Source organism: Albimonas marina, from assembly GCF_029223255.1.
Taxonomy (GTDB): Bacteria; Pseudomonadota; Alphaproteobacteria; order Rhodobacterales; family Rhodobacteraceae; genus Albimonas.
The window spans coordinates 354,113-369,714 of record NZ_JARHUC010000007.1 but is presented as its reverse complement, the minus strand read 5'-3'; the positions used below and the strand labels follow the sequence as shown (position 1 = coordinate 369,714).

The window sequence follows — 15,602 nt, the reverse complement described above, 5'->3', positions numbered from 1 at the left end:
TGCCGACGCCCGCGAAAAGATGGAGGCTTGGCGCAGGCTCTACAACGAAGATCGACCCCACAGCGCAATCGGGTGCAAGGTCCCGATATCGCTCACCGACGTCAGCGGCGCCCCCGGCCTGCCATCATTACGAAGCCCGGGAGTTCCAGAACCGGGCGGTCCAACCTTCGGGGTCAGCGCAGGCGCAGGGTCGTCGTTAGGCCTGACCCTTCCGTGCACGACCTCTCCCGCCTCTCCGGGCGTAGTGCGCGGCTCCCGCAACCAGGCTTCGGTTCAAAGAGACGTCGCTAGCGACGAACGCCGTCGTTGCAAAGGAGCGGCGCGGGACGGCGCATGCGCTTCTCCCCCCGTATCCAGGCGTCGCGTGATCTCGCAGCCTCGCTCCAGCCGACGACTGCGCACGCAGCTATCGCCAGACGTCTCGACCAGTGTCCGCGCCCGCGCGGGAAAGGTCGGCGCGAAGTCCCCTTGCAGCGGCCGACGCCGAGGCATCAATGGACGCGCTCCAACCCACCACGGGAGAGCGTTCGATCCCGGCGACCCTGCCCCCGCGCAGCGTTCGCCCCCTGGTTCGCGTCGTCGCCGGCCCTGGGGGGACGTCCGGATGTCGCGCGCCATCGACCGTCCGCCCGAGCATGGGCCGCGGCTCGAGAGCGGCCCGCCTCACGCGGTGGGCTTGGTGATCAGCTCCGACTTGTGGATCCGGGCGAAATGGTGGAGCGCCGCGAACAGCTCGCGCGCATGCGCCCGGTCGCCTTTGCGCCAGGCCGCGCGGATGTCGTCGCGCATCATCTCGCAGATGCGTCGCGCGCCGTCGGGCTCCGACAGCAGCCAATGGCCGAAGGCGGCGGCCGCGGCCTCGGGCAGATGCTCATGCTCGGACAGAGCGTCCACCTCGGCCTCGTCAAGGCCGCTCATTCCGATGATGTCCTCTCGCGATATCATCCCGCATCCTCCCGTTGGGCGAGTCATCGCGCCATCAGAATTGAATTCGGGAGGTTTCGCTACGTAAGCTTCTCGGGAAGGGAAACCCGTCCCGGACCGGGACCCTGGCCGACGACGCGAAAGGCGCCGACGACCCTGAAGCCAGGTCAGGGATCGCGACGCGTCGGACAGGTCCATCGAGCGCCGGGACCGTCCCGGCTTCACTGGGGGAGACGCCGTTGCGGGGGGCGGGCGATGCCCGCGGCGGGCGCCGAGGGCCGCGCGCAGGTGGATCCAGCCCCCTTCCCTTCGCGCATCGACGGCGGCCGGCGCGGCCGGCGGCGCTTCCGGTCCCGGGTCAGGCGCCAGGGGGGGCGAGGCGCGAGGCAAGATACGTCGCGGCGCTCGCCGGCGTGGCGATGCGCGGATAGTCGGCCTCGGGCACGTCCACGCCGAGCCGCGCATGCAGCGCGGCAACGAGGTTGAGCACATCCATCGAGTCGAGCCCAAGATCGTCCTGGAGGTGATCGGTCGCGCCGATCCCGGCGGCGTCGAGGTCGGGCGCGACCTTGACGAGCTCCTCGATGAAGGCGGTGCGGATTTCGTCCTCGGTCATAGCGTCTCCGGCGATGCGATCCGCGCCTCGATCGCGGTCAGGAAGCGGGCGCCCTGGCGTCCGTCGGCGACGCGATGGTCGGCCGAGAGGGTGAGGGTCAGGACCGTGCGCGGCACGACGGCGCCCTGCACGACCCAGGGTCGGACCTGGGGCGCGCCCACGCCCAGCAGGGCGACCTGCGGGGGGAAGATGACGCCGGCCATCGCATCGACCCCGGTCTCGCCGAGGCTGGAGATGGTGATCGTGCCCTGCCCCACTTCGGAGGAGCGCAGCCGGCCGGCGCGCGCGCGGGTGGCCAGGTCGCGCATGACGGCCATCGTGCGGTCGAGGTCCATCCCCGCCGCATCCTGCAGGGCCGGCGCCACGAGGCCGCCGCCCCGCAGCGCCACCACGATGGCGGGGTTCACCTTGGCGGAGGGGTGGAACGCGTTGTCGACGTAACGGCCGTTCACCGCCTCGACATCCGCGGCGGCGAGGACCGCGGCGCGGACGACCAGCGCGCCGAACAGCACCCGCGCCTCGGGCGGCGCGTCGGCGTTGCGACGGGCGAGCCAGTCGATCGCCGGCTGAACGTCCATCGTCCTGGCGAGGTAGAAATGCGGGATCGTGCGCTTGGAGCGGCTCATCGCGGCGGCGATGGCCTTGCGCATCTCCTCCCGCGGCGACGCGCGCCCGACCGCCGCAGGACCCGGCCGCGCGCCCAGGTCGTCGAGCAGGATCGCGCCGTCGGGGCCGCTGCCGGCCAGGGACCGGAGGTCGATCCCGAGGTCCCGCGCCCTGACCCGCGCGGCCGGCGATGCGCGGACGCCGGGCGGGAGCGGGCCGGGTGGCGCGACCGGACCGGGGGGCGGCGACGCCTCGGACGCGGCCGCCGACCCAGGGGGCGCGAGCGCAGCCTCAGGCGCGCGGGCGCACGCGCGCGGCGCGGCAGCGGCGTCGGGCCTCGCCTCCGGCTCCGGCTCGGCTTCGCCCGGCGCCAGGATGAGCGCGAGCGGCGCGCCGACCGGGAGCTCGTCGCCGAGCTGGGCGATCAGGGTCGCCACCCGGCCCGCCTCGAAACACTCGATCTCGATGGCGCCTTTCTGGGTCTCGACGACCGCGACCACGTCCCCCCGCTGCACCGCGTCGCCCGGCTTGACCAGCCATTCGACCAGCGTTCCGGCCTCCATGTCGGAGCCGAGCGAGGGCATGCGGAAGACGCCCATCAGCCTCGCCCCAGCACGCGCCGCGCCGCGGCCGCGATCGTGTCCGCCTGGGGGATGGCGGCGTCCTCGAGGCGCTTGGGATAGGGGATCGGCGTCTCGACCGAGCACAGGCGATCCACCGGCGCGTCGAGCGACCAGAAGGCCTGCTCCATGATCCGCGCCGAGACCTCGGCGGCGAGCGAGCCGCTGCGCCAGCCCTCGTCCACGACCAGCGCGCGGCGGGTCCGCGCGACCGAGGCCATGATCGTCGCGTCGTCCAGCGGGCGCAGCGAGCGCAGATCCACGACCTCCGCCTCGACGCCCTCCTGCGCCAGGCGCTCCGCCGCCGCCAGCGTCTTGAAGAGCGAGCCGCCGTAGGTGATCAGGCTGATGTCCCGACCCGGCCGACGGATCGCGGCGCGGGAGATGTCGACGGCCCCCGCCGCGGCGTCGATCTCGCCCGTCATGTTGTAGAGCATCACGTTCTCGAAGATCAGGACCGGATCCGGGTCCTGGAGCGCGGTCCAGAGCATGCCGCGCGCGTCCTCGAGCGTCGCGGGCGCGAGGACCTTCAGCCCCGGAATATGCGCGTACCAGCCTTCGAGGCTGTGGGAATGCTGGGCGGCCAGCTGCTTGCCCGCGCCGGTCGCCATGCGGATCACCAGGGGAACCCCGAACTGCCCGCCCGACATGTGGCGCAGGGTGGCGGCCGTGTTCAGGATCTGGTCGAGCGCCAGCAGCGAGAAGTTCACCGTCATCAGTTCGACGATCGGGCGCATCCCAGCCGCCGCCGCCCCGATGCCCGCGCCGGTGTAGCCGCTTTCGGCCAGCGGCGCGTCGCGGACGCGGTCCTCGCCGAACTCCTCCATCAGCCCCTTGGAGACGGCGTAGCATCCGCCGTAGGCGCCCACGTCCTCGCCCATCAGGAACACCCGCTCGTCGCGACGCATCGCCTCGCGGATCGCTTCCCGGATCGCCTCGCGATAGGTCGTCTCGACGGTCTCGCCGGACGGCGCGGGCGGCTTCGGGGGCGCGGGCGCGGGGCCCAGGACGTGGCGCGTCAGGCTCTCCGTCGGCTCCCAGGCGCCGGCCTCGGCGAAGGCGACGGCGTCGGCGATCTCGGCGTCGGCGCGGGCCTCGATCTCGGCGACGTCGGCCTCGTGGATCAGGCCGGTCTCCAGCAGCCAGCCGCGGAACTTCACGATCGGGCCGCGCTTGCGCCAGGCCTCGACCTCGGACTTGTCGCGGTAGAGCTGCGCGTCGAACATCGAGTGCGCCCGGAACCGGTAGGTCAGGCATTCGAGAAGCGCGGGCGCGCCCGTCTCGCGCACCTGCCGCAGCGCCTTGCGGGCCGCGACCTCGACGGCGACGACGTCCATGCCGTCCACCTGGCGCGCCGCGACCCCGCAGGCGGCGGCCTTGGCGGCGACGTCGGTCTGCGCCTCGGTCCGGGCGAGCGCCGAGCCCATGGCGTAGCCGTTGTTCTCGCACACGAACAGAACCGGCAGCCTCCACAGGGCCGCGAGGTTCAGCGCCTCGTGAAACTCGCCCTCGGCCACCGCGCCTTCGCCGAAGAAGCAGGCGGTGACGTGGCTCTCCCCCCGCATCCGGTCCGCGAGCCCGAGCCCCGCCGCAAGCGGCAGCCCTCCGCCCACGATCGCGTTGCCGCCGTAGAAGTTGGTCCCGGCGTCGAACAGGTGCATCGAGCCGCCGCGGCCGCCGGAGCACCCCTCGACCTTGCCGAACATCTCGGCCATCACCCGCCGCATCGGGACCCCGCGCGCCAGGGCGTGCCCGTGTTCGCGGTAGGTGGCCACCACGCGGTCGCGCGGCTCCAGCACGGGGATGACGCCGACGGCGACGGCCTCCTGCCCGTCGTAGAGGTGGAGGAACCCGCGGATCTTCTCCTGCGTGTAGAGCTCGGCGCAGGCGTCCTCGAACTTGCGGATGCGGATCATCGCCCCCAGCAGGGCGAGCACATGCGCGCGGTCGAGCTTCGGCTTGTCGGTCACGGTCATGTCTCGTCCGTTTCCAGCGTGGAGATGTCGCCCTCCGGCGACCCGAGTTCGCGGGCCTTCAGCAGGCGTCGCATGATCTTGCCGGAGCGGGTCTTCGGCAGGCTCCTGCGGAAGACCACCTCGCGCGGGGCGACGGCGGGACCCAGCCGCTTGCGGGCGTGTCCGCGGATCTCGCGCTCCAGCGCCTCGCCCGGCTCGAAGCCCGGGTTGAGGGTCACGTAGGCCTTCACGACTTCGCCGGCCGTCTCGTCCGGCACGCCGATCACGCCCGCCTCGGCGACGGCCTCATGCTCGATCAGCGCGTTCTCGACCTCGAACGGGCCGACCAGGTGGCCGGAGGTCTTGATCAGGTCGTCCGCGCGCCCGACGAACCAGAAATAGCCCTCGGCGTCCCGTCGCACGAGGTCGCCCGACAGGTACCAGCCGTCGGCGAAGGCTTTGCGGAACCGCGCCTCCTCGTGCAGGTAGCCGCGCATCATCGACGGCCAGCCGGGGCGAAGCGCCAGCTCGCCGACCTCGTCGTCCCCGAGAAGCGCGACCGCCTCGCCGCGATGCTCGACCACCGCCGCGTCGATCCCCGGCATCGGCCGTCCCATCGAGCCGGGCTTCACCGCCATGCCCGGGCGGTTGGCGATCATGATGCCCCCGGTCTCCGTCTGCCACCAGTTGTCGTGGAAGGGCTGGCCGAACGCCTTCTGCGACCAGATCACCGCCTCGGGGTTCAGGGGTTCGCCGACGCTGGCGAGGAAGCGCAGGGAGGAGAGGTCCCAGGCCTTCGCCGCCGCCTCGCCCGAGCGCATCATCATGCGGATCGCGGTCGGGGCGGTGTACCAGACCTCGACCTTCTCGCGCGCGATCGTCGCGTACCAGCGCTCCAGATCGAACTCGGCCTCGTCCACGATCATCCGCGCCCGGTTCACGAGCGGGGCCACGATGCCGTAGGAGGTTCCGGTCACCCAGCCGGGATCGGCGGTGCACCAGTAGATCGCGCCCGGCCGCAGATCCAGCGCTTCGCGCCCCGAGAACGCGTGATAGCGCACGGCGTCGTGGACATGCACGACGCCCTTCGGCTTGCCGGTCGTGCCCGAGGTGAAGTGGATCAGCGCGGGGTCTTCCGGGCCCGTGCGGACCGTCTCGAACGCCGCCGACGCGCCGCGCATCGCCGGCGCCAGCGCAACGCACCCCTCCGGCGCGTCCTCGCCCACGATCAGGACCAGCTTCAGCGAGGGAAGCGCGTGGATCCAGTCCGCGATCTTGCGCAGGTAGAGCGGCGCCGTCGTCACCAGCACGCGGGCGTCGCCGATCTCCATCCGGGTTCGGATCGGATCCGGCCCGAAGGCCGAGAACAGGGGGGTGAAGACGAGGCCGGCCTTCAACGCGCCCAGCGCCGCGACGTAGAGCTCCGGCGTCCGGCCCATCAGCGCGAAGACGCCGTCGCCCCGTTCGATCCCGCGGGCCGCCAGCACGTTGGCGAAGCGCGAAGACGCCTCCGCGAGGTCCGCATACGAGAACGCCAGCCGCCCGCCGTCCTTGCCGAGCCAGAGCATCGCGCGCTCCGTCCCGAACCCGTCGCGGACGTGGCGGTCGACGGCCTCCCACGCGATGTTGACGAACCCGTCCGGGGCGTCGGCGGCCACGCCCTCCCCGGACCACGGCGCGACGGAGCGTTCGGCGCTTCGATCATCCATGACCACTCTCCCTGGGAGAGAGGATCGCGCCGCTCCGCGCGAAAAGACATGACGCAGGTCAATTCCACGTAGCGCCTGCGCGCGCCTCGGTCGGCCATCGCCGCCTCCCGCGCTCCGGACCGGGGCGGAACTCGTCCCGGGAGCCATCGGGTCCGCTCCCGCCGATCATGCCCATCGTTGCATTCGTATCCGATAGTTTCTGCTGGCGAGATCCCGCCGGCCCTCCGCGGGCGCGGGTGGGCGCTGCCCCGCCAAGGCGCGGCGGCCGTGAGGTCAGGTCATCCGGGTCGGCCTCGAGAACCCGAGGCGACGCCTCACGAACGGGACCTTGAGCGCGAGGTGCCGGACCAGCGCGCCGAAGAGGGTCGCGAAGGTCAGAGGCGCCAGCGTCAGAAGGCCGTGGCCCTCGACGTAGCCGGGGTTGCGCCGTCGGAAGAAGCGGACGTCGGGATGGTCGCTGCGTCGCCAGACGTCCCGTTCGGCGTCCGTCTCGCGCGTCGCCCATCCCACGTCGCGCACCAGCGGGTCGCCGCCGACCGCCGGCTCGTCGAAGCTCTCGGCGAGCGCGTCCATGGCGCGGACCATCTCCGGCGTCGCCGGCCGCCTGCGGCTCGGAACCATCGCGGGGATGCGTTCCGCCAGCAGGCAGTAGCTGGACGGATGCACGAGCATCCCCAGGTAGAAGGCCGCCCGCAGCGGGTGACGCAGCTTGAAGCGCAGGGCGGTCGAGAAGGCGAAGCGCCAGACCGAGGCGTGGCCGCGGAAGGCCGGCAGCAACCCGGCCTCGGCCCGGAAGATCGTGCTCGGGCGCCCGAGGAAAAGCCGATCATATCGATGGACCGCGCAATAGCCGACGGCCGCCCCCTCGGCCGTGCGGAGCACCAGCACCCGCGTGGCCTCGGCATGGTCCATGAGAACCCAGTCGTCGAACTCGGAACGGTCGATGCCGGCGAAGATCTCCGCATGGATCGGGAAGAGTTCCCGGGAGAGTTCGCCGCGGCGCGCCGGCGAAAGCGTCTCGATCTGGACGATCTCCATTCGGAGCGGATCGCTCCCGGCCGAACCGTCGGGCGGGCGAGGAGAAGTCGGAGTCGGCATGATTCTGGCCCGACGCTGCGATGACGATGCACCGTCGAAAGTCGTCGGAGCGCCGGTCCACCGCGTTGATCGAGATCACCCGGACGCCGATCGAGCGATGCCGGCCGACGGCCGGAAAGCCCGCGTTCCAGCGGCTGTCCGCCGCCGGGGCCGGGCGCGCGGGAAGAACGGGAAGAAAAACGCGACCGGCGGCCGCGACCTGCACTCCGGCGGCCACGCACGCGGGTCGAGACCGTTCGTTCCAGGCCCCCTTTCATGCGCCAAGCGCCGTGCGCGAACGGCCCGCGCAGGTCCCGCTTCGGAGGGATTTCTTCGTGGGGGGCGGGGGTGCAGGGCGTCGGCTGTTCGCCTGCCTGGTTGCGGACAGGCCAGCAAGCCGTCTCTGCGGGCCGGCGGTCTCCGAACCTGTCGACTGCGCCGCCCAAGTGAAAAGACCCTCAAGCCGTTGATATAATGTATTTATTTCGACACGAAAGCTCCCGACTTCAATCCGGGTGCCATCCGTGCACCTGGGCCCAGGAACCGACGCTCTTCGATGTGTCAGCCTGGTGAGCCCGAGGGTCGGACGCAGAAGAGTCGAACGCTTTCAGGCGCTTGCGAAGCCGCCTGACAGCCAGGCGAGACGGGAGCACGAACGCCCCCGGCCGCAGTCGCTCGCCAGGAGCATTGCCGAAGACCTCCGCGCGGCGCGAGGCGGCGGACGTCATCCCTCCAATGCCTCGACGGTTCAGCCAACGCTCCATGAACGTTCGGACCGCCGCATGTCGCGCAGGATCGGCAGCACCCTCGTCATGGCCGCACACGAACTGGACGGCCGTGAGGCCAGTCCCTCCGGCCGGGGTCGTCGCGAGCGAGGCCCGCTAGAGCAGCGTCGCGTCGGCGCTGAAGCCCATGATCGCGCCCTCGGCGAACGCGGCCCAGCCGATGCCCTCCGGCTTGTGGTTCAGCTCGTCGTCGCGCGACTGCTCCTCCTGCACGAAGGCGGCGAAGCCGGTCTCGTCCCAATCGGTCAGGCGGACGTTCGCGGGATTGCGCCCGTAGAACGTCTGGAGCGCGGCGAACAGCGCAGGCCGCGACCCGTAGCTCTGGGCGAAGCTCTGCGCGAAGACATGCTCGTCGTAGTCGCCGTCGACCGCCGTTTCGGGGTCCAGGCCCGGGGCGATCTCGCGTCGCCAGCTTTCGAACGGGCGGTCGATGTCGTTGACCGCGGCCGCGCCATGCTCGACCGCGATCCAGTTCACCGTCTCCTCGGGGTGCAGGTGGTCCGAGCCCTCCTCCTCCTGCAGGCGGAGCTGGAAGGCGGCCTCGGCGGTGTGGCGCACGCGGGTCGTGACCGGCGTCGCCTCGGCCTCGCCCTGCACGGTCGAGAAGACCGAGGCGCCGCCGGCGAGACCCGCGTCGGACCCGGCCGAGGTCCACTTGCTGTCGACCTGCGTTCGGCCGGTCTGCAGCTGGTCGCCGCTGGGCAGGAGCCAGCTTCCGGCCGAGACGGCCATCCAGCTGATCTCCTCGGCCAGGTGCCGGCCGTCCATGTAGGCCCATTCGTCGATCCGCAGGAAGAAGCCCTCGTCCGTCACGTCGATCACGCGGCTGGTGGCCGCCTGCAGGCCGTTTCGGGTCATCGCGCCCAGCACGACCACCGCGTTCTCGATCGGCGCGTCGAACGCGACCCAGACGGCGTCGCCGCGCCGGGCCTGGGCGACCTCGACGATGCCCGCCTGGCCGATGCGCTCGGCCTGCACGCCGCCGACGAGGTCGACCAGGGAATGCCGCGTCTCCCCCCCTTCGTCGACGAAGGAGAGGTCCCCGAAGCCGGCGCCCACCCACGGCAGGTCGGCGTCCGCGGTCGTGTAGAAGCCCTCGATCCGGACGTAGTTGGGGGAGTCGTCGGGGGCGTTCCCGTAGAAGACGGTCAGCAGCGTGCCGCTTCGCGTGAACGCCAGATCCTCGAGCGCGACGCCCTCGCCGAAGACGATCAGGTTGCCGCCGTCCGCATCCTTGACCCGGTCGTCGCGGTCGCCCAGCTCGAACCGGTAGATGTCGTCGCCCGCGCCGCCGTAGAGCGTGTCGACGCTGCTCCCGGTGGAGAGATCGTCGGCGCCGTCGCCGCCGTAGAGCTCGCTGCCCTTGCGCGGCCGGCCGGTGCGCGCGTCGCCCGAGATCAGCACGTCGTCGCCCGCGTCGCCGAACAGCACCGTTCCGTCCATGCCGGAGACCAGCAGGTCGTCGCCCTCGCCGCCGTGGGCCCTGCTCTGGACGCCCCAGGCGCCCCTCATTTCGTACGGCACGCCGATGAAGAGGACGTCGTCGCCTCCGGCCGCGTTGATGTTCTGGCCGTCGTAGGTGTCCGGGCTGATGTATTCGTCCGCATCCGTGCCGGTGAAGGACGTGCGGGTGTCGGCCCATTTGGGGAAGTGCACGTAGGCGTCGGGCATGGTCGCCACGCCGTCCCCGTCGTCATCCACCAGCAGGTCGGCGTGGGCCCTCAGGAAGTCGGCGAACAGGCGGGTGTCGATGATGTGCCGCCAGTACCAGAAGCCGTGGATGTAATAGTCCTCGTCATAGGCGATATACGTGACCTCGGGGGCGACGGTCGTGACATGGCCGGTGTCGCGCCGCACTTCGAGGATCCGGTCGGCGTCGAGGTCGAAGCCGAAGCGGAAATCCTCGACTTCGTCCCAGGTGCGGAGCAGCAGGCTCATGACTTGAAATCTCCTGGCGGTCTGAAATGGAAGGCTCCGCGAGCGGACGCCTCGAGGCCTAGCGGACCGGCGCGGCGGCGCGGCGCACGGGCGTTCGACGATCGAATGTGAACCGGGATCCCGGATCGCGGTCCCAGCCGTCAGCTTGCGCGCGCCGTCGCCCCCGATCAAGGCGAAAGCCATCCGCTCCGCCCGGCGGGGGACGAGGGCCGCCCCCGGAGCGGCGGCCGCGACGCCGCGTTCACGTCGCCCACCGAGGTCGAGATCTCGATGTTCAGCGCGCGCAGGTTCAGGACGTCATCGCCGAGGCCAGGGATCCCGACAGGCTTCCGGTGTTCGAGAACTCGACCACGCCTGGCGCGGTGAAGCAGGCGCCATGGACGCCTGCGAAGGGACGCCGAAGCTTGGCGCAGAGAGGCCGACGCTCTGCCGCTCGCCGCCCCGCAAGCGGTCCGTCCAGCTCGGGCGACCGGTGGAGAAGGTCCGATCCAAGGCCCCCGCTCCGCCCGCCTTCGCGTTGGACGGCGGGCCGTGGAGGAGATCCGGGCCGGAAGCGCCGCCGGTCTGTGCGGCGGCGCAGAGCGGCCATGGAGCGCTCGCCCGGCAGGGCGGCAGGTTCCGAGGGTCGGAAACCTGCGCGCCCGAACCGCCGGATGAGCGGGGCGGGCGCGCGCTTCCATAGGCGGGTCGTGCGCGCCCCCGGGGTCCGGCGCGGCCCCGCTCGGCGCGGGGCGCGCGCGTCGCGCTCAGCCGTGCGGGGCCAGGATCTGGCGCATCGCCTGGCCGGAGGCGAGCAGGTCGAAGCCCTCGTTGATCTCGTCGAAGCCGATCACCCGGTCGACCAGCGCATCGACCGGCAGCAGGCCGGCGGCGTGCATCTCGAGGAACCGCGGGATGTCGCGCACCGGCACGCAGGAGCCCATGAAGCTGCCCAGGATCGACTTCTCCTCGAGCACCAGGTCGGGCTGGGAGAAGGCGAAGGTCGAGCCGGCCGGGGCGATGCCCGCGGTGATCACCTTGCCGCCGCGCGCCGTCGCGGCGTAGGCCGCCTCCAGCGCCGGGACCGCGCCCGCCAGGTCGACGGCGTAGTCGACGCCGCCGCGGGTCAGGTCGCGGATCTTCTCGGCGAGGTCGTTGTCGCCGGAGTCGAAGACATGGGTCGCGCCGAGCGCCTTGGCCTTCTCCCGCTTCGCCGGCTCGGGGTCCACGCCAATGATGATCCCGGCGCCCGAGAGCTTGGCGCCCATGATCCCGCACTGCCCGACGCCGCCGAGGCCGAAGATCGCCACCGTCTCGCCCGGGCGCACGCCGGCCGTGTTCACGACCGCCCCGACCCCCGTCATCACCGCGCAGCCGAACAGCGCCGCCGTCCGCTGCGGGGTGTCGCGGTCGACCACCACGACGCTGCCGCGGTTCACCACCGCGTATTCCGCGAAGCACGAGACGCCGGAATGGTGGCGCAGCGGCCGCCCCTCGGCGTCCCGGATGCGGGAGCCGCCCGAAAGGAGCTCCCCCTTCGCGCGGGCCTCGGCGTTGGGCGCGCAGATCTGCGGGCGGCCCGAGAGGCACGCGGCGCAGCGGCCGCAGGCGGCGGAGAACTGGAAGACCACCGAGTCCCCGACCGCCACGTCGCGCACGGCCGAGCCGACCTCCACCACCTCGCCCGCGCCCTCGTGGCCCAGCACCACCGGCACGCCGCGCCCCAGGACGCCCGCGATGATCGAGAGGTCCGAGTGGCACAGCCCGCCGCCGGTGATGCGGACCACCAGGTCCGTCGGCTCGGGCGGGTCAAGGGTGATCTCCTCGATCGCGAGCGGGCGGCTGTCGGCGTAGGGGGCGGGCAGGCCGACCTCTCTCAGAACGGCGGCCTTGCAGGTGATGGTCATATGATTCCTCCCGGGGTTTCGCGCGCATGATGCCCGCGCGCAGGGGGCTTGTCCGCCCTCCGCGCCGTCGCCCCCGCGATCGGGCGGGGGCGGGCGTCGGCGGGGACGGAAGGTCGGGGGCGGCCTCGCCGCGGGCGGCGGGGCGCGAGGGCGGAACCGGCGGCGCGCCCGCTATGCAGGAACCGCCTCGCCGGGGGGTCGCCCCCCGGCGGGCGATCCGGTCAGCCGGCGTAGGTCATCCCGCCGGGGTCGGCGGCGGGGGCTTCGCCCAGCCGGGCCGCGGCGACCGCCGCCTTCAGGTCGGCGACGTAGTCCTCCCGCGCGCCCTCGTGCAGCAGCGACATCATCAGGTGCAGGCCCACCGGCCGGCGCGTCAGCGTGGTCAGCCAGCCGCGCTCGGCGAGCCCGGCGGAGACGGCCTGCATGTCCAGCGTGCGCGAGCCGAAGTTCAGGATCGAGAAATCCGGCCGCGCCCACAGCTCCAGCCCCTCGATCGCCTCGATGTCGGCGACGTAGGCGTCGGTCATCCGCGCCAGGCGATCCGCCGCCTTGCGGTAGCCCGAGACGCCGAGGTGGTTGAGCACCGCCCACGCGGCCGCCACCGCGCCGCCCGGCCGCGTGCCGGCGAGGGTGGAGGTGCGGAAGACGCCCGACGGCCAGGCGTCCGCCACGAAGCGCGCGCGATCCCGGTCCTCGACGTCGCGGTAGAAGACCGTCGAGGCGGGCTTGGGGCAGAACCCGAACTTGTGCAGGTCGGCGGAGATCGACCGCACGCCCGCCAGCCGGAAGTCGAAGACCGGCACGTCCCGCCCGTTGGCCGCGAAGAAGGGCAGCAGCCAGCCGCCGACGCAGGCGTCCACGTGCAGCCAGACGTCGTGCGCGGCCGCGATCGCCGAGATCTCGGCGATCGGGTCCACGACGCCATGCGGATAGCAGGGGGCGGAGCCCACCAGCAGCATCGTGCGCGCGTCGATCATCCCGGCCATCGCGGCCGCGTCGACGCGGCGGTCCGGTCCCAGCGGCGCGCGCCGGATCTCGAGGTCCATCACCTGGGCCGCCTTGTCGAAGGCGGCGTGGGCGGTGTCGGGCATCACGATGTTGAGGTCCGTGCGCGGCGCGCCGGGCCGGGCGCGGAAGGCGTCCCGCGCCGCCTTCACCGCGAGGAAGATGCTCTCGCTGCCCCCCGGCGTGAACACGCCCGCGCCCGCGTCGGGCGCCTGGAAGAGCGAGAGGCCGTAGTCGAGCACGTCGCTCTCCATCCGGCCGATGCCGAAGAAGGCGCGGGCGCCGCCCAGCCCGTTCTCGTTGAAGAACTCGAAGAAGGCCCGCCGGCCGATCTCGTAGGTCTCCTCGTCGTTCTTGAAGACGAAGAGCGGGGAGCGTCCGCGCCGCCAGTCGACGTCGCCCTCGGCGAAGCCCGCCATGCGCGTCTGCAGATCGTCCCAGTCGGCGCCGCCTTGAGGAAAGCGGGCGCGCGCAGCGTCGTCGGTCATGTCGGTCCTCCCTTTTTCGGCGAGCATCGCATGAAACCGCGGCAGGCGAGAGGAAATCTCGACGCCCCTCCCGCTCCTGCGGCGCGATGGGCGGCGCGCGCCTGCGGCGCGCGCCTGCGGCGCGACGCACGACGGCGCGGCTGTCGCCGTCACCCGGCGAAGGCGCGTTCGATCCAGCGGGCGAAGAGGGCGATCTTCCGGGTTCGCCGACGCTCGGGCAGCGTCAGCAGCGTGTAGCGCAGGCCGGGGACCGCGGCGTCCTCGCGATGGCGCGCCAGCAGCCCGCGCCCCTCCATGTCGGAGGCCAGCACGTCGCTGAGGAACGCGAGGCCCTGCCCCGCGATGGCGCATTGGACGGCGTGATGCTCCTGGTCGAACCAGCGCATCGTCGGCCGCGCGCCCGGCGCGAACGCCTCCAGCCAGTCGGCCGGCGCCACGGGGGCGAGCCGCGCCTGCCGCCACTCGGTGGCCAGGACCGTGGCCGCGCCGATCTCGCCGATCCCCGCGACGTGATCGGGCGCCCCATAGAGGCCGAACGCCTCGTCGCCGAGCGGCACGGCGTGCAGGCCCGCAGGCGCGCCCGCGCCGTAGCGGATCGCCACGTCGACCTGGCGGTCGCGATGCAGGTCCACCGCCTCGGTTCCCGTGTCGACCTGGACGCGGATCTCGGGATGGGCGCCCTGGAAGGCGTGGAGGCGGGGCGCAAGCCAGAGCGCCGCGAAGGCCGGCGTGGTCGAGACGCGCAGCACGTGCTCCGCCGTCTCGACCTCGTCCAGGGCCGCCTCGATCTCCCCGAACGCGGCCGTCAGGCGCCGGGAGAGCCGCCGGCCGGCCTCCGTCAGGTGGACCGCGCGCGTCTCGCGCGTGAACAGCGGAACGTCGAGGCGCTGCTCCAGCCCGCGGATGTGGTGGGAGACCGCCGTCGGCGTGATCGCGAGCGCCTCGGCCGCGTCCTTGAAGCTGCCGAGCCGAGCGGCGGCCTCGAAGGCGCGCAGGGCGGCGAGGGAAGGCATGGCGCGTTTCATGCCGCTTGATACGTGAGTTTCGCTTGGCGAGGAAGGGCGCGCGGGCGACCAGGCGACCCAGCAGACGCAGGCACATAGAGAGCAGAGCCGGCCGTCGCCGAACGCTCCTCCCTCGAGTGAATGAATCAAACTCATCCATCGATGCGACATCCGCCTTTGTCGCCGGGTCCGGGCGTCCGTACCTCCCTGCCATGCCCCACCCCCTCCCAGCGACGGAGAGCGCGAAGATGACCACCCTTCTGCATATCGACGCCAGCGCCCGACCGGGCCGATCCGACGAGACGCGCCACGGCTCCCACACCCGGCGGCTGAGCGCCCGTTTCGTCGAGGCCTGGAGGCAGGCGCGCCCGGACGATCCCGTCGTCTACCGGGACGTGGGCCGGAGCCCGCCGCAGCCGGTCGGCGGCGACTGGATCCACGCCGCCTTCACGCCCCCCCAGGCGCGCGAGGCCTGGATGGCGGAGACGCTCGCGGAAAGCGACGGGCTGGTGGAGGAGCTTCTGGCCGCCGACGTGATCGTCGCCGGCGTGCCCATGTACAACTTCAGCGTTCCCGCCCAGTTCAAGGCCTATATCGACAACATCGTCCGCGTCGGGCGCACCTTCGGCTTCGACCGCGGCCGCGCGGGCGCGCCCTACTGGCCGATGGTTCCCGCGGGCAAGACGCTGGTGATCCTCTCCTCCCGCGGCGACTTCGGCTATGGCCCGGGCGAGCGGCTGGCGGAGCAGAACCATGTCGAGGCCTCGGTCCGCACCGCCTTCGCCTACATCGGCATCACCGACGTCCGCGCCATCGCCGCCGAGTACGACGAGTTCGCGGACGCGCGCCTGCAGGCCTCGCTTCGCGCGGCGGAGGGGGAGGTCGCGGAGCTCGTCGAGACGCTCGTCGCAGGCCTCGGCGGCCCGCTCGGCGTCTGACGTCCGCGCATGAAGCCGAAGGAACGGCGGCGACCAGGGCTGCGACGCGGG

The 15,602-nt window shown here is 72.3% G+C and carries 11 protein-coding genes and 1 pseudogene; 2 read left to right on the top strand and 10 right to left on the bottom strand.

Features of this window, described 5'->3' with window-relative positions:
- Positions 1–73 (top strand): annotated as a pseudogene (locus P2H44_RS19935) (integrase core domain-containing protein); the annotation flags it as partial.
- Positions 74–663: 590 nt separating this feature from the next.
- Here the strand turns inward: P2H44_RS19935 and P2H44_RS19930 are convergent.
- The 10 genes from P2H44_RS19930 to P2H44_RS19885 all read right to left on the bottom strand — a co-directional run bounded on the left by P2H44_RS19930 (position 664) and on the right by P2H44_RS19885 (position 14,622).
- A complete protein-coding gene (locus P2H44_RS19930) occupies positions 664–918 on the bottom strand; it encodes a hypothetical protein (RefSeq protein ID WP_275766357.1) in 255 nt (84 codons plus the stop codon).
- A 364-nt stretch (positions 919–1,282) separates the two neighbouring features.
- Positions 1,283–1,540, bottom strand: a complete 258-nt coding sequence (locus P2H44_RS19925; protein WP_275766356.1) for an acyl carrier protein — start codon at positions 1,538–1,540, stop codon at positions 1,283–1,285.
- Entirely contained in the window at positions 1,537–2,745 is a 1,209-nt protein-coding gene (locus tag P2H44_RS19920) for a dihydrolipoamide acetyltransferase family protein (protein ID WP_275766354.1), read from the bottom strand. The genes P2H44_RS19925 and P2H44_RS19920 overlap by 4 nt, the downstream gene beginning before the upstream one ends.
- Complete coding sequence (pdhA, locus tag P2H44_RS19915; RefSeq protein WP_275766352.1) at positions 2,745–4,742, bottom strand: pyruvate dehydrogenase (acetyl-transferring) E1 component subunit alpha; 1,998 nt, start codon at positions 4,740–4,742, stop codon at positions 2,745–2,747. The genes P2H44_RS19920 and pdhA overlap by 1 nt, the downstream gene beginning before the upstream one ends.
- Positions 4,739–6,430 carry an acetate--CoA ligase gene (gene acsA / locus P2H44_RS19910; protein ID WP_275766350.1) on the bottom strand — a complete coding sequence of 564 codons (1,692 nt, stop codon included), beginning with the start codon at positions 6,428–6,430 and terminating at the stop codon, positions 4,739–4,741. The genes pdhA and acsA overlap by 4 nt, the downstream gene beginning before the upstream one ends.
- A 273-nt stretch (positions 6,431–6,703) precedes the next feature.
- A complete protein-coding gene (locus P2H44_RS19905; protein ID WP_275766348.1) occupies positions 6,704–7,468 on the bottom strand; it encodes a hypothetical protein in 765 nt (254 codons plus the stop codon).
- 920 nt (positions 7,469–8,388) lie between these two features.
- Positions 8,389–10,230, bottom strand: coding sequence for a calcium-binding protein (locus tag P2H44_RS19900; protein WP_275766346.1), 1,842 nt, complete (start codon positions 10,228–10,230; stop codon positions 8,389–8,391).
- A 746-nt stretch (positions 10,231–10,976) separates the two neighbouring features.
- The gene (locus tag P2H44_RS19895) at positions 10,977–12,116 is read right to left on the bottom strand and encodes a zinc-binding dehydrogenase (protein WP_275766344.1); all 1,140 of its coding nucleotides are present in this window, start codon (positions 12,114–12,116) and stop codon (positions 10,977–10,979) included.
- Between the two features lie 221 nt (positions 12,117–12,337).
- On the bottom strand, positions 12,338–13,609 hold the full coding sequence (locus P2H44_RS19890; protein WP_275766343.1) for a pyridoxal phosphate-dependent decarboxylase family protein: 1,272 nt from the start codon (positions 13,607–13,609) through the stop codon (positions 12,338–12,340).
- A gap of 149 nt (positions 13,610–13,758) precedes the next feature.
- Positions 13,759–14,622, bottom strand: coding sequence for a LysR family transcriptional regulator (locus P2H44_RS19885; protein ID WP_275766341.1), 864 nt, complete (start codon positions 14,620–14,622; stop codon positions 13,759–13,761).
- Positions 14,623–14,861: 239 nt separating this feature from the next.
- On the opposite strand from P2H44_RS19885, the gene P2H44_RS19880 reads away from it, so the two are divergent.
- On the top strand, positions 14,862–15,551 hold the full coding sequence (locus P2H44_RS19880; RefSeq protein WP_275766340.1) for an FMN-dependent NADH-azoreductase: 690 nt from the start codon (positions 14,862–14,864) through the stop codon (positions 15,549–15,551).
- The last annotated feature ends 51 nt before the right edge of the window (positions 15,552–15,602 follow it).

Coding starts and splice junctions, on each gene's coding strand:
- P2H44_RS19930 (WP_275766357.1), bottom strand. CDS start 918: ATGAGCGGCCTTGACGAGGCCGAGGTGGACGCTCTGTCCGAGCATGAG.
- P2H44_RS19925 (WP_275766356.1), bottom strand. CDS start 1,540: ATGACCGAGGACGAAATCCGCACCGCCTTCATCGAGGAGCTCGTCAAG.
- P2H44_RS19920 (WP_275766354.1), bottom strand. CDS start 2,745: ATGGGCGTCTTCCGCATGCCCTCGCTCGGCTCCGACATGGAGGCCGGA.
- pdhA (WP_275766352.1), bottom strand. CDS start 4,742: ATGACCGTGACCGACAAGCCGAAGCTCGACCGCGCGCATGTGCTCGCC.
- acsA (WP_275766350.1), bottom strand. CDS start 6,430: ATGGATGATCGAAGCGCCGAACGCTCCGTCGCGCCGTGGTCCGGGGAG.
- P2H44_RS19905 (WP_275766348.1), bottom strand. CDS start 7,468: ATGGAGATCGTCCAGATCGAGACGCTTTCGCCGGCGCGCCGCGGCGAA.
- P2H44_RS19900 (WP_275766346.1), bottom strand. CDS start 10,230: ATGAGCCTGCTGCTCCGCACCTGGGACGAAGTCGAGGATTTCCGCTTC.
- P2H44_RS19895 (WP_275766344.1), bottom strand. CDS start 12,116: ATGACCATCACCTGCAAGGCCGCCGTTCTGAGAGAGGTCGGCCTGCCC.
- P2H44_RS19890 (WP_275766343.1), bottom strand. CDS start 13,609: ATGACCGACGACGCTGCGCGCGCCCGCTTTCCTCAAGGCGGCGCCGAC.
- P2H44_RS19885 (WP_275766341.1), bottom strand. CDS start 14,622: ATGCCTTCCCTCGCCGCCCTGCGCGCCTTCGAGGCCGCCGCTCGGCTC.
- P2H44_RS19880 (WP_275766340.1), top strand. CDS start 14,862: ATGACCACCCTTCTGCATATCGACGCCAGCGCCCGACCGGGCCGATCC.